Source organism: Haemophilus parainfluenzae, from assembly GCF_014931375.1.
Lineage (GTDB): Bacteria > Pseudomonadota > Gammaproteobacteria > Enterobacterales > Pasteurellaceae > Haemophilus_D.
Map to the genome: position 1 here is coordinate 1,620,236 of NZ_CP063117.1, position 23,273 is coordinate 1,643,508.

Sequence of the window (23,273 nt, forward strand, 5' to 3'; positions counted from 1 at the left end):
CATACTCCTTTATGCTTTGCAAGCTTGATTATTTACAACCGATTGTATTTTCTCGTTTGTTGAGCGGCAAAAAGCATTAAACGATAATAGATAAAAGGCAAAGCAGGCAATGGATGAAAGTGCGGTTGAATATGGAATTGTTTTTTCAAACTGAATTTGGTTTTGCTCGTCGAGCAATTGATAACGCAAAGAAGCATCAGGAGGAGAAGAAAACTCGATTAAATCATCATGAATGGGTTCATTTTCAAAGGCACATATGACATGTTGGAACGGCTGATTTTGTCCAATATTCGGCGGAAATTGCAACTGCTCGATAAAATAATCAATACTGGTTGGCGATGCATCAATCAAATGCCCATCAATATCATAATGGGAAAACGAAATGCCAAGTTTTTCAGCAGATTGTTTAAGTGATAAGGACATTTGCATACAATGAATGATACATCTATATAATACTTAATAAGTATTATAAGTAAGCACAATTGAAATACAATTGCCAATCTTGCAAATTGTGACCTAAATCAAAAAACAAAGTTTAAAGAGGATAAAAAGACAACAAAATTTGAATTATTCAGTTTCAATGACAAATTCAAACCAATCAATGACATCTTCTTCATGCACGCCATCTGGAATTAAAATGCCTGCATTTTTCACTGAATTAGGATCGCCACTGATTAAGGGATGCCATTCTGGCAAAGGTTTTCCCTCATACAATAAGCGATAAGCACAGGTATTCGGCAACCATCCAAAATCAGGCAAATTATTTTTGGTTAATTTGGTGCAATCACTTTCGATTTTAAAACGCTCAGGATAATTACGACACTTCCCTGTTTCCACATCTAAGAGATTGCAAGCAATGCGTGTGTAATAAAGTTTTTCACGCTTGCCTCGCCCTTGAATGTATTTTCGATAACAGCATTTTCCGCAGCCATCACATAAAGCTTCCCATTCGGGTTCCGTCATTTCAAGGAGCGATTTTTTTTGCCAAAAATGAGATTCAAATTGCATAGTGAAACAAATAAAAAAGTGCGGTCAAAATTTACGTGATTTTTGACCGCACTTTGTTGTTTAGAATTAGAAGCCTTCTTTTAGGCTTACCGTTAAGTTAAACACTAAGTGCTCTGGACGGCTGTCTTTGTTATCCGCACAGAAATAACCTTCGCGTTCAAATTGGTAACCTTTTTCTGGTTCTGCATTTGCAAGGCTTTGTTCTACAAAACCGTGTTTCACCACTAAAGAGGTTGGATTTAACACGCTTTCGATTTCTTCTGCTGCACCTGGGTTTGGTACGGTGAAAAGACGATCGTATAAACGGAACTCCGCTGGGTGATTATGCACTGCAGATACCCAGTGAATTACCCCTTTCACTTTGCGACCATCCGCTGGATTTTTACCTAAAGTTTCAGGATCGTAAGTACAGAAGATCGTGGTGATTTCACCATTTGCATCTTTTTCTACACGTTCAGCTTTAATCACATAAGCGTTACGCAAACGCACTTCTTTACCTAATACTAAACGTTTATATTGTTTATTTGCTTCTTCACGGAAGTCTGCGCGATCAATATAAAGCTCTTTCGTAAACGGTAATTGACGCTCACCTAATTCAGGACGATTCGGGTGATTTGGCGCCGTTAAGGTTTCTTCGCCTTCAAAGTTTTCAATCACTACACGAACAGGATCAATCACCGCCATTGCGCGTGGTGCGTTTTCGTTTAAATCTTCACGAATGCAAGCTTCAAGTGCAGAATACTCTACGACGTTATCTTGTTTAGTCACACCGATACGACGGCAGAACTCACGTAATGAAGCCGGTGTATAACCGCGACGACGTAAACCTGAAATCGTTGGCATACGCGGATCGTTCCAACCATCCACAATGCCATCATTCACTAATTTCAATAATTTACGTTTAGATGTTAATGTGCCTTCTAAATTTAAACGAGAGAATTCATATTGATGCGGCAATGGACGTTCAATACTAATATTTTCCAGCACCCAGTCATATAAACGACGGTTGTCTTGGAATTCTAATGTACATAGAGAGTGTGTAATACGCTCAATCGCATCAGAGATACAGTGAGTGAAGTCGTACATTGGGTAAATACACCATTTGTCACCGGTTTGGTGATGGCTCGCAAATTTAATACGATAAAGCACGGGATCACGCATGACCATAAATGGTGAAGCCATGTCGATTTTTGCACGAAGACTTAATGTACCTTCAGCAAATTCGCCATTTTTCATTCTTTCAAATAACGCTAAGTTTTCTTCGACACTACGATCACGATATGGACTGTTTTTACCAGGCTCAGTTAATGTACCGCGATACTCACGCATTTCATCTGGAGAAAGTTCATCCACATACGCTAAACCTTTTTCGATTAACTCAATGGCATAGCCATAAAGTTCATCGAAATAATCAGACGCATAACGCGGTTCGCCTTCCCATTTAAAGCCTAACCATTCTACATCGGCTTTAATGGAATCCACATATTCCACGTCTTCTTTCACCGGATTGGTATCGTCAAAACGTAGGTTACATAAACCGTTATATTCTTTTGCTAACCCAAAGTTTAAGCAAATCGATTTTGCGTGGCCAATATGCAAATAGCCATTTGGCTCAGGCGGGAAACGAGTATGAACACTTTTGTGTTTACCCGAAGCTAAATCTTCATCAATAATTTGAGTAATGAAATTGTGTGTGCGGGTATTTTCCGCATTTTCTAGAGTGTGTTCTGTATTGCTCATAAATTTCTCAATAAATTGAAAATAATTTCTCCATTCTATACGAAAAGTCTGGCGTTGTGAATTTGATCCCAAAACTAACCGCACTTTCATTAAATTAATACTGAATTTTTGAGGATTTTTAGGTCTAACTTGAAGATTTTTCGTGCAAACTGAAAAGTTTGCCTTTAGAATACACCTTCACTGAACAAACGTTCATTTTTTTATTTGGGATGACAAAGTCTTTATGAAAAAACGCTTTTTTATTTTACTTGGATTACTCATTGCTGCTGGCGCAGCTTATTATTTTTTCTCAAGCAATAGCAAGCAAGAAACCACCTATCTGACTGAATCGGTTACACGTGGCAATGTGGAAAAAACAGTTGTTGCCTCTGGTTCGGTTGAAAGCGTAAATGAAGTTGATGTTGGTGCCCAAGCTTCGGGTAAAATTACCAAACTCTATGTCAAATTAGGACAAGAAATCAAAAAAGGCGAAATGATCGCAGATATTGATTCTACAACCCAAATTAATACCTTAAATACCAAAAAGGCGGCATTGGTTAGCTATCAAGCGCAATTAAAAGCGAAGCGAACCGCTTATGATGTAGCCCTTTCAAGCTATAACCGCTTATCAAAACTTTATACACAAAAAGCGACATCTTTAGATAGTCTGAATACAGCTAAAAGCACCCTTGATAATGCGAAAGCGGAAATGGAAGCCATTGAAGCCAATATCAAACAAGCTGAAATTGAAGTGAATACCGCAGAAACCAATGTGGGTTATACAAAAATTACCGCACCAATGGATGGTACCGTCATTTCTGTGCCCGTTTCTGAAGGTCAAACTGTTAATGCCAACCAAACGACGCCAACAATTGTGACCATTGCCGATTTAAGCAAAATGAAAATTAAACCTGAAATTTCAGAAGGCGACATTACCAAAGTTAAAGCAGGCCAAGAAGTCAGCTTTACTATTTTATCTGATAGCCAAACCGTGTATCACTCTGTCATTGATTCTGTTGATCCTGCCAATACCACGACAAGTGATAGCTCTTCAACATCATCTTCGACAAGTTCAAGTAGCAGCTCCACAACCAGTGCGATTTACTATTATGCCAATGTACTGATTGATAATCCTGATCGAACTTTACGCATCGGAATGACGACAGAAAACAACATCAAAATTGCCAATGCCAAAGACGTGTTATTGGTTTCCAATATGGCTATTCAAAAACGTGATGGCAAAAGCTTTGTCAATGTATTGAATGACAAAAATCAGCCTGAACAGCGTGAAGTTGAAACCGGTGTACAAAATGATTTCCAAAGTGAAATCAAATCCGGCTTAAACGAAGGTGAAAAAGTTATCGTGTCACAAGTGGCTAATGGTGAAAAAGTTGGCTCTATGCCTCGTGGTCCAAGAATGTTCTAAAAGTGCGGTAGAAATTAATGAATATTATTGAAATTAAGGATCTCAACCGTTACTTCGGTGAAGGTGAAAATCGCGTTCATATTTTGAAGAATGTCTCTTTAAATATTGAAAAAGGCGATTTTGTAGCGATTATTGGGCAGTCAGGTTCCGGCAAATCGACCTTGATGAATATCATCGGATGCTTGGATACAGCAACCAGTGGTTCTTACAAAATCAATGGCAAAGAAACTATTGAATTAAGCAAAGATCAGCTGTCAGATTTACGTAGCCAAAAATTCGGCTTTATTTTCCAACGCTATAACTTATTGTCGAGTTTAACTGCCGCTGAAAACGTCGCCTTGCCTGCTATTTATGCAGGAATGTCGCAAGAAAAACGTCTTTCTCGTGCAAAACAACTTTTAGAAAAATTAGGTTTAGGTGATAAATGGCAAAATAAACCAAGCCAGCTTTCCGGTGGTCAGCAACAACGTGTGAGTATTGCACGTGCATTGATGAATGGTGGCGAAATTATTTTAGCCGATGAACCCACTGGCGCATTGGATTCGCAAAGTGGTCAAAATGTAATGGAAATTCTGCGTCAATTACACGCAGAGGGACACACCATTATTATGGTAACCCACGACCGAGAAATTGCGGCCAGTGCGAATCGTGTGATTGAAATTAAAGACGGTGAAATCATTGGCGATACGCAAAAAGAAACAGTAAAAAGTGCGGTCGAAAATCCAACCAAATCTAAACCGCACTTTGGGTTTAGCAAAGATCAATTTGTAGAAGCCTTTCGTATGTCTGTGAGTGCTATTATTGCCCACAAAATGCGTTCTCTTTTAACCATGCTCGGGATTATCATCGGGATTACGTCTGTGGTTTCTGTCGTGGCATTGGGAAATGGTTCACAGCAAAAAATCTTAGAAAATATTCGAGGAATTGGGACGAGCACCATAACGATTTTTAATGGTACAGGCTTTGGTGATCGTCGTGCTGAACAAATGCAGAATCTCACAATTAATGATGCAACTGCCTTAAATCAACAAAGTTATGTACAAAGTGTCACGCCGAATAGCTCATCAAGTGGCACATTAATTTATGGCAACCAAACTTTCTCCTCGACCAGTTTAAAAGGTGTAGGAGAACAATATTTTGATGTAGATGGCTTAAAACTAAAATCCGGTAATTTATTTTCGGCTCAAGATGTCGCTGATAACAACCAAGTAGCCTTAATCGATGAAAGTGCGAAAAAGTCGATTTTCCCAGATGAAAATCCCATCGGCAAAATTGTGATGTTTAATAAACGTCCATTACGTATTATTGGCGTAGTATCTGATAAACAAATGGGCGGGGCAAGTAGTTCACTTAATCTCTATGCGCCTTACACTACTGTGATGAATCGTATTTCGGGCAGCAAAAAAATTGGCTCGATTACCGTTAAAGTAGATGATTCCGTGAATACTACAGTCGCTGAAAAAGGGATTACTGAATTGCTTACCATGCGTCATGGTAAAAAAGATTTCTTCATCATGAATAGCGATACCATCAAACAAACTATTGAAAGCACAACGGGCACGATGAAATTGCTCATTTCCTCTATCGCCTTTATTTCATTAATCGTTGGTGGGATTGGTGTGATGAATATTATGTTGGTTTCCGTGACAGAGCGAACCAAAGAAATTGGTGTGCGAATGGCTATTGGGGCAAGACAATTCAATATTCTGCAACAATTTTTGATTGAAGCAGTGCTAATTTGTTTAATTGGCGGCGTGACGGGTATTCTGCTTTCGGGTTTAATCGGTCTACTATTTAACGTATTTATGACTGACTTTACGATGGCATTCTCTACCGGCTCAATTGTTGCAGCGGTGGTCTTCTCTACCCTTATTGGTGTGATCTTCGGCTATATGCCGGCAAAACGTGCAGCACAATTAGATCCAATTACAGCTCTTGCTCGAGAATAAAGAAATTTTGTAAAACACAAAAGAGCGGTTAAAATTCTTACTAATTTTTGACCGCACTTTAATTAAAAAGAAAGGAAAAAATCCATGTTAAAAATGAAAAAATTAACCTTAGCAATCGCGATGGCAACGGCTCTAGCAGGTTGTGCTAACATCGGCGATTCTTATAAAGCGAGCCAGCAGGATTACCAAAATTATGCGGAAATCACCAAACAATTTAATGTAAAAGAAAACTGGTGGGCGCTTTACAATGATTCACAATTAAATCGTGTGGTAGAACAAGCATTAGTCAACAACAAAGATTTAGCCAAAGCTTCTGTTGCCGTAAACCGTGCTCTATATAATGCAAACCTTGCAGGCGCAAATTTAATTCCGGCATTTAGTGGTTCAACCCAATCTTCCGCAAGTAAAAATATGAAAACCGGTGGCAGCTCAGCAGTAAGCCATCAAGGTGCATTAAATGTGAGTTATACGTTAGACTTATGGCAACGCTTAGCGGATACGGCTGATGCGGCAGAATGGTCACACAAAGCAACGGCTGAAGATTTAGAAGCAACCAAACTTTCACTCATCAACTCTGTTGTGACAACGTATTATCAAATTGCTTATTTAAATGACGCTATCAGCACAACTGAGGAAACCATTAAATACTACAACGACATTAGCAGCATTATGCAACGTCGTTTATCTCAAGGCGTGGCTGACAGCGCAAGTGTAGATCAAGCACAACAAGCGGTATTGAACGCACGTAACAACTTGATCAACTATCAAACACAACGTAAAACAGCGGAACAAACTTTACGTAACTTACTAAACTTAAAACCGGAAGAAGCATTAAATATCAACTTCCCACACATTCTTAATGTGAAAAATGTGGGCGTAAATTTAAATGTGCCTGTTTCTGTCATTGCGAATCGTCCTGATGTGAAAGGCTATCAATATCGCTTAAGCAGTGCATTCAAAAATGCGAAAGCAACCGAAAAAGGTTGGTTCCCAGAAGTGACTTTAGGCGGCAGCTTAACATCAAGTGGTACTAAAGTCGGTAACGCATTGCACAATCCAGTTGGTACAGGGTTAATCGGTATTAGCCTACCATTCCTCAACTGGAATACGGTGAAATGGAACGTGAAAATCTCTGAAGCCGATTATGAAACCGCACGTTTAAACTACGAGCAAAGCATCACTAAAGCCTTAAACGATGTAGATACTAACTACTTCGCCTATACACAAGCGCAAAGTGCCTTTGCTAACTTGCAAAAAACACACAGCTATAATCAACGTATCACCAAATACTATCGTGATCGTTACAATGCTGGTGTATCTGAATTACGTGAATGGCTCGCCGCGGCAAACACAGAGAAAAGCTCTCAACTTTCTATCTTGAATGCGAAATACAACATCATTCAAGCAGAAAATGCCGTATATAGTTCAATGGCAGGTTATTACTCCCGTTAAAATCATGATTAAGGAAGTTTCGGCTTCCTTAATCTTTTTTATGGACATGAAAAATGAAAAAACAACTGACTTTTTATTTCATCCGCCACGGTAAAACTGTTTGGAATACGGAAGGTTTAATGCAAGGTCATGGCGATTCCCCTTTGACTGAAGAAGGCGTTAATGGTGCGAAAAAAACAGGTTTTGCACTTAATAATATTCCTTTTGTCGCAGCCTACTCTAGCGTATTAAAACGTACCATCGCGACAGCCTCTCATATTATTGGTGAACGAGATATTCCCCTTTTCCATCACCAAGGTTTAAACGAACAATATTTTGGTTCTTGGGAAGGTCAACTTGTTGATACCTTAAGAGAACATCCAGAATTCCAGCAACTTATTAAAGATCCTGCCAATTACAAAGCTCAAGTAAATGGTGGAGAAACATTCGAACAGCTGGGCGAGCGAGCCATGAAAGCATTGCACGACATTATTAAGATCCACAATCAAGGCAATATTCTCATTGTGTCGCATGGCCATACTCTACGTTTATTGCTTGCCTTATTAAACGGTGCTACGTGGCAAAATCACCGCGATGAAGATAAATCAGTATCTCTCATTAACACCTCAATTAGTGTTGTGCATTATGACGATGAGAACGGTTTTTGCGTTGAGAAAATAAATGATGCGGATCATTTAAAATAAGCAAATTTACCTAAAAAAATAACCGCACTTTGGATGACCTAAAGTGCGGTTAATTTTTATGATGTTTTTGTGATTATTTCACTTCGCGGAATAAAATCTCGCTTGGAATCACAGACCCTTGCCAGTAAAGCTCAGTTGATACTTTCTCCGCTAAATCTAAGAAAGATTTCGCAATTTCACTGTCTGGTGCGGCAACTACAGTTGGTTTACCCGCATCCAAATCTTGACGAACTTGGATATTCAACGGTAACTGACCTAATACTTTCACATTATATTTTTGTGCCATTTTTTCTGCACCACCGGTACCAAAAATCGCTTCGTGATGACCACAATTACTACAAATATGCATAGACATATTTTCCACAATACCTAACACTGGCACAGATACACGTTCAAACATCGACACGCCTTTCACCGCATCTAATAACGCAATATCTTGTGGCGTCGTCACTACTACAGCCCCCGTTACAGGGATTTGTTGTGAAAGGGTTAATTGGATATCACCTGTACCCGGTGGCATATCGATCACTAAGTAATCTAAGCTATCCCATAAGGTTTCATTTAAAAGTTGGCTTAATGCACTACTTGCCATTGGACCTCGCCAAATGGTTGCATTATCTTCATCCATTAAGAAACCGATTGAGTTGGCAGATAAACCATACGCTTTAATTGGGGTGATATGTTGGTTATCTGGTGAAGTTGGGCGTTGATGCGGCGCACCTAACATATGCGGAATAGATGGGCCGTAAATATCTGCATCTAAGATCCCCACACGAGCACCCTGAGCTTGTAAAGCAAGTGCAAGATTCACCGAAACGGACGATTTCCCTACCCCACCTTTGCCTGAAGTCACCGCGATGATGTTCTTCACACCTTTTACAGCTGGTTGATTATTTGCACGTTTTAACGTTGCGATTTGATAATTCACCACCCATTTGATTTCTTTGCTATCTGTTGCTTTTAATAAAGCATCAGAAAGCTGCTGTTTCACTTGCTCCACGCCAGTGTTCCATGCAAAAGGCAATTGTAATTCAATACGTAATACGTCACCGCCTTTTTCAACTTTCTTCAAAGTCTTTAATTCGATTAAGTCTTTTTGTAAGGTTGGGTGTTGAAATTGTTGGAAAAGTTGCAGAACCTGAGATTGTTGTTCTGCCGTTAAATTTTCAGAAAAAGCAGTTGCCATAATATTCCTTTAATAGTAGTAGGTAGTAGAGTAAATTTGTCAGGGATATTCTACCCCTTTTACACCTCAAATGTTAAGCTAAAAGTATAACTAAACTAGAAAAAATCACACCAATCGGGTAACATACTCACAATTTTTGCAAAAAGAATAAGAGAAAAATAATGACAACTCAACCTCGTAAAATTTTAGTAACTTGTGCATTACCTTATGCAAATGGTGCCATTCATTTAGGCCATATGTTAGAACATATTCAAGCGGATATTTGGGTGCGTTTCCAACGTATGCGTGGCAACAAAATTCATTTTGTCTGTGCTGATGACGCACACGGCACACCAATCATGCTTAATGCTGATAAATTAGGCATTACACCAGAAGAATTAATCGCAAAAGCAAAAGCTGATCACGTACGTGATTTTGCAGGCTTTAATATCAGTTTTGATAACTATCACTCTACTCACAGTGCAGAAAATAAACAAATCACCGCTGATATTTACAATAAATTAAAAGCTAAAGGCTTCATTAAAACGAAAGTGATTTCTCAGTTATTCGATCCTGAAAAGAATATGTTCTTACCGGATCGTTTCGTTAAAGGGACTTGTCCAAAATGTAAAGCTGAAGATCAATATGGTGATAACTGCGAAGTTTGTGCTTCGACTTATAGCCCTATGGATTTAATTAATCCGCGTTCTGCTGTATCAGGTGCAACACCAATCATTAAAGAATCTGAACACTTCTTCTTTGACTTACCTGCTTTTGAAAGGATGTTAAAAGAATGGACTCGCTCTGGCTCACTTCAACCGGAAATTGCAAACAAAATGCAAGAATGGTTTGAAAGTGGTTTGCAACAATGGGATATCTCTCGTGATGCCCCTTATTTTGGTTTTGAAATTCCAGGTGCAAAAGATAAATTCTTCTATGTTTGGCTAGATGCCCCAATCGGCTACATGGCTTCATTCAAAAATCTCTGCGATCGTGAAGGCATTGATTTTAATGAATTCTGGGGAGAAAACAGCGATGCAGAACTTTATCACTTTATTGGTAAAGATATCGTGTATTTCCACAGTCTATTCTGGCCGGCGATGTTAGAAGGTAGCGAATTCCGCAAACCAACCAATGTGTTTGCTCACGGTTATGTCACCGTAGATGGCGCCAAAATGTCAAAATCACGCGGTACATTTATCCAAGCCAGCACCTATTTAAATCACATTGATCCAGAATGTTTGCGTTACTACTACGCAGCGAAATTAAACGATCGTATCGAAGATCTTGATTTCAATTTGGAAGATTTCGTTCAACGTGTAAACACTGATATCGTGAATAAATTAGTCAATTTAGCGTCTCGTAATGCGGGCTTTATCACAAAACGTTTTGAAGGCAAATTAGCAGATAAACTAGAAGATGAAGCGCTTTTCAATGAATTCACTGCACAAGCTGAACAAATCGCTACTTATTATGAAAGCCGCGAATATAACAAAGCAATTCGTGAAATCATGGCATTAACCGATAAAGCCAATAAATATATCGATGAAAAAGCCCCTTGGATCATTGCGAAAGAAGAAGGCAAAGAGGCTGAATTACAAGCAGTTTGCTCAATGGGTATCGAGCTTTTCCGCGTATTAATGTCTTACTTAAAACCGGTTCTTCCAAAACTGGCTGAACGTGCAGAAGCGTTTTTACAAACAGAATTAACTTGGAATAATATTGCACAGCCTTTATTAGGCCATCAACTTACTCCATTTAAAGCCCTTTTCTCGCGTTTAGAGAAAAAACAAATTGATGCTGTTGTAGAAGAAACCAAGGCTCTTTTCGCTGAAGCAAACAAAGCGACAGAAAAAACAGTGGCAAAAGCGACCGCACTTTCAAATGTTGAACCAATAGCTGACACTATTACCATTGATGATTTTGCTAAAATCGATATGCGTGTGGCAAAAGTGTTAAAATGTGAAGCGGTACCTGAATCAAACAAACTCTTACGTTTTGAATTAGATTTAGGTGACCATACTCGCCAAGTGTTCTCAGGCATTAAAGCCGCTTATAACAAACCTGAAGAATTAGAAGGTCGTTTTGTTATTGTGGTTGCAAACCTTGCTCCACGTAAAATGAAATTTGGTGTATCAGAAGGAATGATTCTTTCTGCTGGTACTGGCGGAAGTGATTTATTCTTACTTTCAGCGGATAGCGGTGTTACTGCTGGTATGCAAGTAAAATAATTTAATATTTAGGCGACTTCGGTCGCCTTTTTTATTGCCAAATAGAACCAAATACCCTACCATATCAATCAGCTATTTATCACGCAAATTAAAAGGAATTCATTATGACAAACGAACTTATCTGCTATAAACAAATGCCGGTTTGGACAAAAGATAAACTACCTAAAATGTTCCAAGAAAAACACAATACAAAAGTGGGAACATGGGGCAAACTCACAGTGTTAAAAGGTAAACTTAAGTTTTATGAGCTAACCGAAGATGGTGATGTTATTGCTGAACATATTTTTACCCCAGAAAGCAACATTCCGTTCGTCGAACCACAAGCCTGGCATCGAGTTGAAGCACTTTCTGATGACTTAGAATGTACGCTTGGTTTCTATTGTAAAAAAGAAGACTACTTCAGCAAAAAATATAATATGACTGCAACGCATGGTGATGTGGTTGATGCGGCTAAAATTATCAAGCCTTGTAAAGTGTTAGATTTAGGCTGCGGACAAGGTAGAAACTCCCTTTATTTAAGTTTAAAAGGTTATGATGTGACTTCTTGGGATCACAACGAAAACAGCATTGCCTTCTTAAACGAAACTAAAGACAAAGAAAACTTGAATATTAAGACCGCTGTTTATGATATTAACACCGCCAATATTCAAGAAAACTACGACTTCATTTTATCAACCGTGGTATTTATGTTCTTAAACCGTGAGCGAATTCCTGCCATTATTAAGAATATGCAAGAACACACCAACCCAGGTGGTTATAACTTAATTGTAGCAGCGATGTCTACACCTGAGGTGCCTTGTCCATTAGCGTTCTCATTTACTTTCTCTGAAGGTGAATTAAAAGAATACTACAAAGATTGGGAATTCTTAGAATACAACGAAAATATGGGCGAGTTACACAAAACCGATGAAAACGGCAATCGCATTAAATTAAAATTTGCGACGATGTTAGCAAGAAAAAAATAATTCGCTAATTTAGAAAAGAAAATGACCGCGCTTTGTCTATCAAGTGCGGTCATTTTTTATGGTATTTTAATTACTCTTCAATAGAGCGTAATAATTCGTTGATACCTACTTTACCTAAAGTTTTTGCATCAACTTTTTTCACGATCACTGCACAGTATAAGCTGTATTTACCACATTTTGATGGAAGACTACCAGAAACCACTACAGAACCAGCAGGAACGCGACCATAGAACACTTCACCTGTTTCACGATCATAGATTTTAGTTGATTGACCGATGAATACGCCCATAGAGATCACACAACCATCTTCCACAATCACGCCTTCAACTACTTCAGAACGCGCACCGATAAAACAGTTATCACCGATAATGGTTGGGTTCGCTTGTAATGGCTCTAATACACCACCGATACCCACACCACCAGATAAGTGAACATTTTTACCAATTTGTGCACATGAACCAACAGTTGCCCATGTATCAACCATGGTACCTTCACCCACGTATGCACCGATATTGACATAAGATGGCATTAATACACAGTTTTTAGAAATGTATGCCCCTTTACGTACGGTTGCAGAAGGTACGACACGGAAACCTTCTTGAGCAAAACGCTCTTCGGTATAGTCAGCAAATTTCAATGCCACTTTGTCGTAGTATTTAGTTTCAGCGCCATCAATGATTTGGTTATCATTGATACGGAAAGATAATAATACCGCTTTTTTCAACCATTGATGAGTAACCCATTCGCCATCAATCTTTTCTGCAACACGGTATTTACCGCTATCTAATCCTTCGATCACTTCTTCGATTGCTGCACGAGTTTGTGCATCAACTGTTTTAGGGGTAATTTCCGCACGTTTTTCAAATGCAGCTTCAATAACTTGTTGTAAATTTGACATTTTGCTTCCTATTGTTGATGTGAAATAACGGTTGATAGTTTTATCATATTTTTGACTTTCAAGCAAAAAACAACCGCACTTTCTTTTGATTTAAAACATAAAAAAAAGCGAACCTTATTATGGCTCGCTTCTTTCTATTTTTTCGTTTAAGTTAGTTGATAACAGAAACATTTAATGATGAACCGCCAACGATTCTTACGCGACGACCTGCTTTAAAGCTAGGATCCGCTTTTTGAACCACAACGATCTCTTCTCTATTATCTTTTCTGATAACAAGTTCTGCGCCATTAACTTGGCTCATTTTCTCTTCAGCTTTGCTACCAATAATCGCCCCACCAATTGCACCTACTGCAGTTGCAATTGCTTGTCCAGTACCACCACCAATTGTACTGCCAGCGATACCACCTAAAGCACCACCACCAACTGTACCAATTACACCTGGATTATCCGCTTGGATTTTAACAGGACGAACAGAAACAATAGTACCATAGCTAATTGAACGCGCTTCTTTTGCTTGTCCAGCTTCATACACATCACCGCTAAAAATATCAGTGTTTGCACAACCGGTTAAGCCGATAGACATCATAAGTGCTAATGCTACTGTTACTTTTTTCATAAAACTAACCTTCTAAAAATGAATTAGATTGGGTTTCTTGGAGACCAAGTAGAAACGTTTTTCACGCCTTGACCGTTGTCAGATACTTTCACACAAGCACCAGTTACTAAAGTTGAATCGTATTTGTGAACGATAACTTCTGTTTCACCTTCTTGTTTGTATGAGCAGTCGTTTTTACGAACGGTTAATTTTACATCATCACCTTGGAATTCGGTGAAGATAACTTGACCTTTATAAGCGCTTTCATCTTTTTGTGATTGAGATGAACAAGCTGATAAACCTAAACTTAATAAGACAGTTAATGCTAAGGTAATTTTTTTCATTACACTAAACCTCGAGTATTTTCTTTATTGTATAAGGATGAACCTTTATGCAAACGTGATTTTCTGTTTTATCAACAAAACTCACTGCAATGGATGGATTGGGCAATTGCTCCCCTTCCACCTTAGGTTCGCTCACCTTCATGGTTAATTGAGTTAGTTCCTTCCATAAAAATGTATTGCAAATTCGATTAACCCAATCCTCAACAGATTCATGAGATAAAAACGGCATTACAATTTCAATATGTTCCCAAGTTTCTTGGGGATATTGTTTATTTTTAGGAAACGGTAATTCAATAACATCGACAGGCTGACCAATGAAATCAACTGGCTCATCTAATTCAATCAAATAGATAGGACGCCCATTGACGATATTATCGCTTAAAATTCTACCGCACTTTAATAACTCTGTCAGCCAATTTTTTGCTTTTTCTTCAGTATTTGCTCTTAAAGCTAAATGATCAATTTGATAATCCGCTAAATTCACATTCATGACGGCAGCTAATTGCTGAATTTTTTCCTGAAATAAAGGCAACTTTTGATAAAGTGCGGTCGATTTTTCCATTAAATTTGACATTTTCTCCTGCTCTTACTTTGAGAAATCTATAAACAACGGTATCATAGCCGATTATTTTCATTATTCAATTTCAAGATTAGGAAAAACCGTGAATATTCAATCTATTTTATCCGATAAAATTAAACAAGCGATGATTGCTGCTGGCGCAGATGAACAATGTGATGCGCTTATTCGCCAATCAGGTAAACCACAATTTGGCGACTACCAAGCAAACGGCATCATGGCTGCTGCTAAAAAACTAGGTTTAAATCCACGTGAATTTGCACAAAAAGTATTAGATCATGCTGATCTTTCTGATGTCGCTGAAAAAACTGAAATTGCTGGTCCAGGTTTTATTAATATTTTCTTAAATTCTACTTGGTTAGCGAATAACGTTTCTGCTGCATTAAAAGATCAAAATCTTGGTGTCAGCTCAAATGAAAAACAAACTATCGTGATTGATTATTCTTCACCAAACGTGGCGAAAGAAATGCACGTAGGTCACTTGCGTTCTACCATCATAGGTGATGCTGTTGTTCGTACCCTTGAATTTTTAGGTCACAATGTTATTCGTGCGAATCACGTGGGTGACTGGGGTACACAATTTGGTATGCTCATTGCTTATCTTGAAAAAATGGAAAATGAACACGCAAGCGAAATGGAACTTCAAGATCTTGAAGCATTCTATCGCGAAGCGAAAAAACATTATGATGAAGATGAAGCTTTCGCTAAAAAAGCCCGTAACTATGTAGTGAAATTGCAAGGTGGAGATGAATATTGCCGCACAATGTGGAAAAAATTAGTCGATATCACTATGCAACAAAACCAACGTAACTACGATCGTTTGAATGTCACATTGACTGAAAAAGATGTGATGGGTGAAAGCCTTTATAACCCGATGTTACCTGCTATCGTTGAAGATCTGAAAAAACAAGGTTTAGCGGTTGAAGATGAAGGTGCATTGGTTGTTTATCTTGATGAATTCAAAAACAAAGAAGGCGAACCGATGGGGGTAATCGTTCAGAAGAAAGATGGCGGTTTCCTTTATACCACTACCGATATCGCGGCGGCTAAATATCGTTATGAAACCTTAAAAGCAGATCGTGCATTAGTGTTCTCTGATACACGTCAAAGCCAACACATGCAACAAGCGTGGTTAATTACGCGTAAAGCCGGTTATGTACCAGACAGTTTCTCACTTGAACATAAAAACTTCGGTATGATGTTAGGTAAAGATGGTAAACCATTCAAAACTCGTACTGGCGGTACCGTAAAATTAGCAGATTTATTAGATGAAGCGATTGAACGTGCAACTGTATTAATCAACGAGAAAAACACCAATTTATCTGATGATGAAAAAACAGCGGTTATTGAAGCGGTGGGTATTGGCTCGGTGAAATATGCGGATCTTTCTAAAAACCGCACCACTGACTATGTATTCGATTGGGACAACATGCTCAGTTTTGAAGGTAATACCGCGCCTTATATGCAATATGCTTATACACGTATTCGTTCAATCTTCAATAAAGCAGACGTGAATCCAACCGCTCTTGCAGAAGCTAAGATTCAGCTTTCTGATGAAAAAGAACGTGCATTAGCCATCAAATTGCTTCAATTTGAGGAAGCGGTTCAAACTGTGGGCAAAGAAGGGACACCGCATGTGCTCTGTGCTTATTTATATGAGTTGGCAGGAGTGTTCTCCTCATTCTATGAACACTGCCCAATCTTAAATGCTGAAGACGAAAGCGTAAAATTGAGCCGTTTAAAACTCGCTTCTCTTACAGAGAAAACTTTAAAACAAGGTTTAGCGTTATTAGGCATTAAGACAATCGAAAAAATGTAAAAAAAGTGCGGTCAATTTCGACCGCACTTTTTCTTTATACATCCACTAAAATGAGTATCGCAGCTTCTCCGCCCCATTCTTTGGGAGCTTGGTGTAACGCTCGGACTTTCGGGTGCTGAACTAACCAACGTGGAATTTGTTTTTTCAACGTAAACGTGCCGTAACCGGTCATGATGCTCGCGCAATAAACATGCTCATCCTCACAAGCTAACAACAGCGCGGCCAATTCCATTTTGGCTTGTTCACGGGTTAAACCATGTAAATCCAAAAATAATTCGGGTGAAAAATCACCACGACGAAGTTGTTTCAATAAATGACTATCTTCCCCTTCGCGTAAATATTTGATGACACCATCATGTTCATTTAGCAAGGGTTCATATTCATCGGAAAAATAGAAAAGCGTATCTTCTTTTTCTCGAATATCACGTAAATGGGATTTTTTTTGACCGCTCTTTTGACGAGGTGCCACAAAGGTATCTTGCTTGATGGGTTTAATCCCTTTTGTTTCCGCCCGAAAAAGATCGAAATCATCTGGTTCTGTCATTATTTTTCTCAATTTGTTATTTTGCTTAATGATAGCACATCTATTCTATGGTATAACTAGCCAAATTTTTTATTGAGGCACAAAATGGAAACCTTACACAATCAAGAACTTGTTGCGACAATTTTAGAAGATAATGTGGCAAGTGAATTAACAACTATTCAAGATTTTTTACGCTGGACATACAGCACATTTAACCGTTCTGATATTTACTACGGGCAAGGCCATGACAATGCGTGGGATGAAAGTCTTCAATTAGTCCTTGCGGGGCTTCAATTACCGCTCGATTTACCGCAAGATTTATTTGGTAGCAAACTTACTCATTCTGAAAAAGAGACTTTAGTACAATTAGTTTTAAGTCGTATTGAACAACGTGTGCCAGTAGCTTATTTAACGAATAGTGCGTGGTTCTGCGGATTAGAATTCTATGTGGATGAGCGTACAATTATTCCTCGCTCGCCAATTAGTGCATTAATCCAAGATAAATTTGCTCCGCTTTTAAAATCTGAACCAAAACGTATTTTAGATCTTTGTACTGGTAGTGGTTGTATCGCAATCGCGACTGCTGAAGCCTTTCCTGAAGCGGAAGTAGATGCGGTCGATCTTTCTGTGGATGCATTAAATGTGGCAGAAATCAATATTGCGCGCCATCAGTTAGAACATCGTGTTTTCCCGATTCAATCAGATTTATTTCAAAATCTCTTCGGTCAACAATATGATTTAATCGTCACCAATCCACCTTATGTGGATGAGGAAGACTTGGCAGATATGCCTGAAGAATTCCATTATGAGCCTGAATTAGCCTTAGGTTCCGGTGTTGATGGTTTAGAAATTACAAAACAAATTTTAAAACAAGCGCCAGATTATTTAACACCAAATGGCATGCTCGTTTGTGAAGTGGGTAACAGCATGGTGAGCCTTATCGAGCAATACCCAGATGTGCCATTTGAATGGGTTGAACTAAAAAATGGTGGCCTGGGTGTATTTGCCATTAGCCGCGAAGATTTAGTGAAATATCACGATTCTTTTTAATCGCAAGTGCGGTTAAAAATCGTCGTAAATTTTGACCGCACTTAACAAATTGCTGGCGCGCGTTCTTAACGCGTGCTTTTCTTTTTTAAATAAAACAATGAATTTACAAAAACTTTTACTGACTCGTCGTTTCTTTTCTACCCTTGCATTCTTTTCCATGCAAACGGTATTTTTTATCTATTTACAAGGCAAAGGATTAAGTAACAGTGAAATAGCCTTTTCACTCTCGTTGCTTTTCTTCTGCAACCAAGCATTAGCCATTTTAGCCGGTATTTGGGGTGACCGTTTTGGACTGGCTAAAATGATGTTGCTCGGGTGCTTTTTAGATGTGATTGCCTATATTTTCTTTCTCTCTGCCGACAATTACATTCTACTTTTAATTGCCACTATCTGTTTTGGCTTAGGCAGCTGTTTGTTTGGTACCAATGCGAAAGCCTGCCTATTGGTGCTCGCGGGTGAAGAATACAAAGAGAAAACTCGATTACAGGGAAAATATTTAAAAGTCTCCTCTATGTCGTCTATGTTTGCGCCTTTGTTAGTGATTCCATTTATCAAATATAATCTCATTGAATGGTTGATTTGGGTCTGCTTTGCGATGGAAGCGGTTCTCTTTGCCCTAATGGTTAAACCGTTTTATCAAATCCAAACTTTGCAAACCTTAGTGAAATTTCGCTTTGCCCAAATAAAAGAAATCATCACCAAAGAATTTTTATTGGTGCATTTGATGTTGTTTATTCCTCTTTCCATTTCAACCTCATTCTTTGTAATCTTCCCGTTTCTTTTTGATAACAAATTAGGCATGCCGGAACACTCCCCCATTGCACTTTTTGTGAATGGTTTACTGACCATGTCATTACAAAGTTATTTTTCTCGAAAAATTAATTTAACGATTAAACAAACCCTATGGGTGGCACCAATCTTGACCATTGGCATTATCTTACCTTGGTTTATTACGTTGAAATATATTTCTGTAGTTTCTGCTTATATTTACTTGGTCATCTTCACGGTGATTGAAGTCTATGCCTTAACAGCAATGGCAAATTTATTAGTAAAATTTGATAACGGTACCAATCGCGGCTTTATCTTTGGCTCATCACGATTATTGCTTTCCATTGCAACAGTTATCGTCATGAACTTAGTGCCACATTTATTTTTATTGTAAAAAAAGAGCGGTCAGAATTCGGATTAAATTCTGACCGCCCTTTTATTTTGCTATTTTACTTCACATCTAATTCGACATTATCAAACAATTTCTTCACCGCGCTGTTATCACGCAATTTCTCAGCCTTTTCAACCATTGGTCGGGTTAAGTGTGGAGAGAAAAATTCAATAAAGTCATACATATAGTTGCGTAAGAAAGTGCTGTGTTTAAACGCAATTTGCGTCATACTCGCACGGAACAAATGCCCAGCATCAATCGCCACTAAATCCTTATCTGCTGGTGTATGAGCCATAGAGGCCATAATGCCCACACCTAATCCTAAACGCACATAAGTTTTAATCACGTCAGCATCCGTTGCGGTAAACACAATATTCGGCAGAATCCCCGCGCGGTTAAACGCATAATCCAAATCGGACACACCAGTAAAACCGAAGGTATAAGTGACTAACGGATATTTACCTAACTCCTCAACAGTAAGATTTTTCACTTTTGCTAAAGGATGGTCAGGTTTAACAATCACCGAACGATTCCACAAATAGCAAGGCAGTTGAATCAAATCATCAAAAAGATACGGCGCTTCTGTTGTGATCGCTAAATCTACTTCACCTGAAATCAATGCATCATGGATTTGCGTCGGTGAACCTTGATGAATATGTAAACTCACATCCGGATATTGTTTAGAGAAACGCTCCACCACAGCCGGCAACATATAACGCGCTTGTGTATTAGTTGTCGCAATACGTAACACACCATGATTCGGGCAAGTATATTCATTGGCCACTGATTTAATGCTTTGGGCTTTCACTAAAAGCTCACGAGCAATAGCGACGATCTTTTTACCCGCTGGCGTAATAGATTTAATGTGTTTACCATTACGCTCAAAAATCTCTAAACCTAATTCATCTTCTAACAAGCGAACCTGTTTACTGATACCAGGTTGAGAGGTATAAAGCGCATTCGCGGCTTCAGTCACATTTAAATTTTGGTTTACAATCTCAACAATGTAGCGGAGTTGCTGCATTTTCATCGCGAATACCACCTATTTTTTATAGCGTTTACTTAACTCAGTATAACGTTTTACTGCTTTACGAATTTGACCTGATTTTGGTCGACGACGAGGTTTCGTCACATCTAATTTAGTTTCTGTTTCAGGTGGCAAGCCCACTAATTCACGTAAATAGTTGACGTTTTCCAAATCCATTTCTTCCCAGCCACCTCGCGGTAAACCTTTCATCAGCTTAATGTTACCGTAACGAATACGAATCAAGCGGCTCACTTGAATGCCTTGTGATTCCCACAGACGGCGCACTTCACGGTTACGCCCCTCCATTAAAGTCACATCGTACCATTGGTTAATCCCTACACCACCTGCAAATTTGATTTCTTTGAAATTGGCTGGGCCATCTTCCAACTGCACACCTTTACGTAAACGCGCTAACATGGCGTCGTCCACTTGACCAAATACACGCACAGAATACTCACGTTCAACTTCTCGGCTTGGGTGCATTAAACGATTCGCTAATTCGCCATCTGTCGTGAAAAGTAATAAGCCTGAAGTATTAATATCCAAACGGCCGACAGCAATCCATCTTGCACCATTTAAGCGTGGTAAACGATCGAATACAGTTGGACGACCTTCGGGATCACTACGCGTACAAAGTTCGCCTTCTGGTTTGTAATACATTAATACACGGCATACTTCTTTTTGTGCTTGTTGAAGATTAATGATACGACCATCAATACGCACTTTTACACCGGAATGTACATCGATACGATCGCCAAGGGTCGCCATTTTGCCATCGACACTCACTCGATTTTCAGCAATCATTGCTTCAATTTCACGACGAGAGCCTTGTCCTGCACGTGCAAGCACTTTCTGTAATTTTTCACCTTCTACAGTAGATTGACGAGATGGCTTAGCTACCTTAGCTTTAGGAGTTGATTTGATGTCAGAATTGACCGCACTTTTACGATCTTTACGCTCAAAGTGCGGTTGTTTTCCCGCTTGTTTTTCACGTTCTTGTCTGACTGGTTTTTGAATAGGTTTCATTTGTTTTCCTTTGTCGCTTTCCCAAGCGTCTAAAATAAGTTAAATGAAAGGATCGGTACTACCACTTCCTTCACGTAAAATGACTGGCGATTCTTCCGTTAAATCTACCACCGTTGTTGGCTCTTGACCTAAATAGCCACCATGAATAATTAAATCCACTTGACGTTCTAAGCATTCGCGAATCTCTTCGGGATCGGAATAAGTCATATGTTCATTATCAGGCAACATCAGTGAACAAGATAAAATCGGTTCACCTAATGCCTTCAATAAATCTAAGGCTATTTGATTATCCGGTACACGCAAGCCTATGGTTTTGCGTTTTGACGTCATTAAGCGACGAGGAAGCTCTTTCGTCGCCGTCAAAATAAAGGTATAACGCCCCGGTGTATTGTTTTTAATTAAGCGATAAGCCACATTACTGACCGTTGCATAGGTTGAAAGCTCGGATAAATCGCTACATACTAACGTAAAATTATGCCCGTCTGGCAATTTACGAATCGCTACGATACGATCCATCGCATGTTTATCGCCGATCATACAACCCAAGGCATAGCCCGAATCTGTCGGATACACAATGACGCCACCTTGACGCAAAATTTCTACCGCTTGATTAATCAAACGCGCTTGCGGATTTTCAGGGTGGATATAGAAAAATTGGCTCATAATTTTGTCCTTAAAAAACTGATGAGATTATACACCGATTTAGAGGCAGGTTATAAGAATTTGTTATAAAAAACGACCGCACTTTGAAAACGAATCCAAAGTGCGGTCAATTTTTTAAATTTTTATTTCAACAATTCACGGAGGGCTGAACCGATTTCAGCGAGACTTCTCACTGTCTTCACACCCGCCGCTTCAAGTGCAGCAATTTTATCTGCCGCTGTTCCTTTTCCACCGCTGATAATCGCTCCTGCATGTCCCATACGCTTGCCTTTTGGCGCCGTTACACCAGCGATATAAGCCACCACGGGTTTCGTTACATGAGATTTAATGAACAATGCCGCCTCTTCTTCTGCAGAGCCACCGATTTCACCAATCATCACGATGGCTTCAGTTTCAGGATCTTCTTGGAAGCGTTTAAGAATATCAATGAAGTTAGATCCTGGAATAGGATCGCCGCCGATCCCTACGCAAGTGGATTGACCGAAACCTTCATCTGTTGTTTGTTTTACCGCTTCATAAGTCAAAGTACCTGAACGAGAAACAATGCCTACTCTGCCTTTTTTATGGATATTACCCGGCATAATACCAATCTTACACTCATCCGGTGTAATCACACCTGGACAATTAGGGCCGATCATCACGACACCCGTTTCATTTAATTTTTGTTTTACCAACAGCATATCCAATGTTGGAATGCCTTCTGTAATACAGACTACCAACTGAATACCTGCATCAATAGCTTCTAAAATGGCATCTTTGCAAAATGGTGCGGGCACATAAATCATGGTTGCCGTAGCCCCTGTAGCTTGCACCGCTTCACGCACTGTATTAAATACTGGCAAGCCTAAGTGAGTTGTTCCGCCTTTATTCGGTGAAACACCACCCACTAATTTTGTACCATAAGCCAATGCCTGTTCGCTGTGAAATGTCCCTTGCGCACCAGTGAAACCTTGGCAAATTACTTTTGTCTCTTTATTAATTAAAATCGCCATGA

The 23,273-nt window shown here is 39.1% G+C and carries 22 protein-coding genes; 9 read left to right on the top strand and 13 right to left on the bottom strand.

The features are described 5' to 3' along the window. Positions 1-9: 9 nt before the first annotated feature. The 3 genes from INP95_RS07845 to glnS form a co-directional block, all read right to left on the bottom strand. Complete coding sequence (locus tag INP95_RS07845) at positions 10-423, bottom strand: 4-alpha-glucanotransferase (protein ID WP_232088513.1); 414 nt, start codon at positions 421-423, stop codon at positions 10-12. Between the two features lie 144 nt (positions 424-567). Continuing rightward, a complete protein-coding gene (locus tag INP95_RS07850; RefSeq protein WP_165816473.1) occupies positions 568-1,008 on the bottom strand; it encodes a YcgN family cysteine cluster protein in 441 nt (146 codons plus the stop codon). A 66-nt stretch (positions 1,009-1,074) separates the two neighbouring features. Next, positions 1,075-2,748, bottom strand: a complete 1,674-nt coding sequence (gene glnS / locus INP95_RS07855) for a glutamine--tRNA ligase (RefSeq protein WP_197559471.1) — start codon at positions 2,746-2,748, stop codon at positions 1,075-1,077. Between the two features lie 223 nt (positions 2,749-2,971). On the opposite strand from glnS, the gene INP95_RS07860 reads away from it, so the two are divergent. The 4 genes from INP95_RS07860 to INP95_RS07875 all read left to right on the top strand — a co-directional run bounded on the left by INP95_RS07860 (position 2,972) and on the right by INP95_RS07875 (position 8,237). Beyond that, on the top strand, positions 2,972-4,153 hold the full coding sequence (locus tag INP95_RS07860) for an efflux RND transporter periplasmic adaptor subunit (protein WP_049372552.1): 1,182 nt from the start codon (positions 2,972-2,974) through the stop codon (positions 4,151-4,153). 17 nt (positions 4,154-4,170) lie between these two features. Further along, entirely contained in the window at positions 4,171-6,102 is a 1,932-nt protein-coding gene (locus INP95_RS07865; protein WP_049372551.1) for a MacB family efflux pump subunit, read from the top strand. A gap of 84 nt (positions 6,103-6,186) precedes the next feature. Further along, entirely contained in the window at positions 6,187-7,554 is a 1,368-nt protein-coding gene (gene tdeA / locus INP95_RS07870; protein WP_197560475.1) for a toxin/drug exporter TdeA, read from the top strand. A gap of 53 nt (positions 7,555-7,607) precedes the next feature. Further along, on the top strand, positions 7,608-8,237 hold the full coding sequence (locus INP95_RS07875) for a histidine phosphatase family protein (RefSeq protein ID WP_197560476.1): 630 nt from the start codon (positions 7,608-7,610) through the stop codon (positions 8,235-8,237). 73 nt (positions 8,238-8,310) lie between these two features. Here INP95_RS07875 and apbC read toward each other — a convergent pair whose 3' ends face one another. Then, on the bottom strand, positions 8,311-9,423 hold the full coding sequence (gene apbC / locus INP95_RS07880) for an iron-sulfur cluster carrier protein ApbC (RefSeq protein WP_049372548.1): 1,113 nt from the start codon (positions 9,421-9,423) through the stop codon (positions 8,311-8,313). Positions 9,424-9,584: 161 nt separating this feature from the next. Here apbC and metG point away from each other — a divergent pair, with 161 nt between their 5' ends. Both metG and tehB read left to right on the top strand, forming a co-directional pair. Further along, a complete protein-coding gene (gene metG / locus INP95_RS07885) occupies positions 9,585-11,633 on the top strand; it encodes a methionine--tRNA ligase (RefSeq protein WP_197560477.1) in 2,049 nt (682 codons plus the stop codon). Positions 11,634-11,737: 104 nt separating this feature from the next. Then, on the top strand, positions 11,738-12,598 hold the full coding sequence (gene tehB / locus INP95_RS07890; protein WP_197560478.1) for an SAM-dependent methyltransferase TehB: 861 nt from the start codon (positions 11,738-11,740) through the stop codon (positions 12,596-12,598). 70 nt (positions 12,599-12,668) lie between these two features. On the opposite strand, the gene dapD is transcribed toward tehB, so the two are convergent. The 4 genes from dapD to INP95_RS07910 form a co-directional block, all read right to left on the bottom strand. Beyond that, positions 12,669-13,496 carry a 2,3,4,5-tetrahydropyridine-2,6-dicarboxylate N-succinyltransferase gene (gene dapD / locus INP95_RS07895; RefSeq protein WP_005695977.1) on the bottom strand — a complete coding sequence of 276 codons (828 nt, stop codon included), beginning with the start codon at positions 13,494-13,496 and terminating at the stop codon, positions 12,669-12,671. Positions 13,497-13,647: 151 nt separating this feature from the next. After that, positions 13,648-14,112, bottom strand: coding sequence for an outer membrane lipoprotein (locus INP95_RS07900; RefSeq protein ID WP_049365852.1), 465 nt, complete (start codon positions 14,110-14,112; stop codon positions 13,648-13,650). A gap of 23 nt (positions 14,113-14,135) precedes the next feature. Next, positions 14,136-14,435 (bottom strand): hypothetical protein, encoded by a 300-nt coding sequence (locus INP95_RS07905; protein WP_005695975.1) that lies wholly within the window; start codon positions 14,433-14,435, stop codon positions 14,136-14,138. A gap of 4 nt (positions 14,436-14,439) precedes the next feature. Further along, positions 14,440-15,009, bottom strand: a complete 570-nt coding sequence (locus INP95_RS07910) for a VOC family protein (RefSeq protein WP_197560479.1) — start codon at positions 15,007-15,009, stop codon at positions 14,440-14,442. 88 nt (positions 15,010-15,097) lie between these two features. On the opposite strand from INP95_RS07910, the gene argS reads away from it, so the two are divergent. Continuing rightward, the gene (gene argS, locus INP95_RS07915) at positions 15,098-16,831 is read left to right on the top strand and encodes an arginine--tRNA ligase (RefSeq protein WP_197560480.1); all 1,734 of its coding nucleotides are present in this window, start codon (positions 15,098-15,100) and stop codon (positions 16,829-16,831) included. Positions 16,832-16,865: 34 nt separating this feature from the next. Here argS and smrB read toward each other — a convergent pair whose 3' ends face one another. Beyond that, on the bottom strand, positions 16,866-17,375 hold the full coding sequence (gene smrB / locus INP95_RS07920) for an endonuclease SmrB (RefSeq protein ID WP_005695969.1): 510 nt from the start codon (positions 17,373-17,375) through the stop codon (positions 16,866-16,868). 84 nt (positions 17,376-17,459) lie between these two features. Here smrB and prmB point away from each other — a divergent pair, with 84 nt between their 5' ends. Together prmB and INP95_RS07930 are read left to right on the top strand one after the other, a co-directional pair. Next, positions 17,460-18,404, top strand: coding sequence for a 50S ribosomal protein L3 N(5)-glutamine methyltransferase (gene prmB, locus INP95_RS07925; RefSeq protein WP_102704076.1), 945 nt, complete (start codon positions 17,460-17,462; stop codon positions 18,402-18,404). 97 nt (positions 18,405-18,501) lie between these two features. Beyond that, entirely contained in the window at positions 18,502-19,566 is a 1,065-nt protein-coding gene (locus INP95_RS07930) for an MFS transporter (protein ID WP_197560481.1), read from the top strand. Positions 19,567-19,621: 55 nt separating this feature from the next. Here INP95_RS07930 and cysB read toward each other — a convergent pair whose 3' ends face one another. The 4 genes from cysB to sucD form a co-directional block, all read right to left on the bottom strand. After that, positions 19,622-20,593 carry an HTH-type transcriptional regulator CysB gene (cysB, locus tag INP95_RS07935; protein WP_049364108.1) on the bottom strand — a complete coding sequence of 324 codons (972 nt, stop codon included), beginning with the start codon at positions 20,591-20,593 and terminating at the stop codon, positions 19,622-19,624. A 12-nt stretch (positions 20,594-20,605) separates the two neighbouring features. Beyond that, on the bottom strand, positions 20,606-21,616 hold the full coding sequence (gene rluB / locus INP95_RS07940; protein ID WP_080970263.1) for a 23S rRNA pseudouridine(2605) synthase RluB: 1,011 nt from the start codon (positions 21,614-21,616) through the stop codon (positions 20,606-20,608). Between the two features lie 39 nt (positions 21,617-21,655). After that, entirely contained in the window at positions 21,656-22,279 is a 624-nt protein-coding gene (locus INP95_RS07945) for an L-threonylcarbamoyladenylate synthase (RefSeq protein ID WP_070592197.1), read from the bottom strand. Between the two features lie 122 nt (positions 22,280-22,401). Beyond that, positions 22,402-23,271, bottom strand: a complete 870-nt coding sequence (gene sucD, locus INP95_RS07950; protein WP_197543410.1) for a succinate--CoA ligase subunit alpha — start codon at positions 23,269-23,271, stop codon at positions 22,402-22,404. Positions 23,272-23,273: the final 2 nt, after the last annotated feature.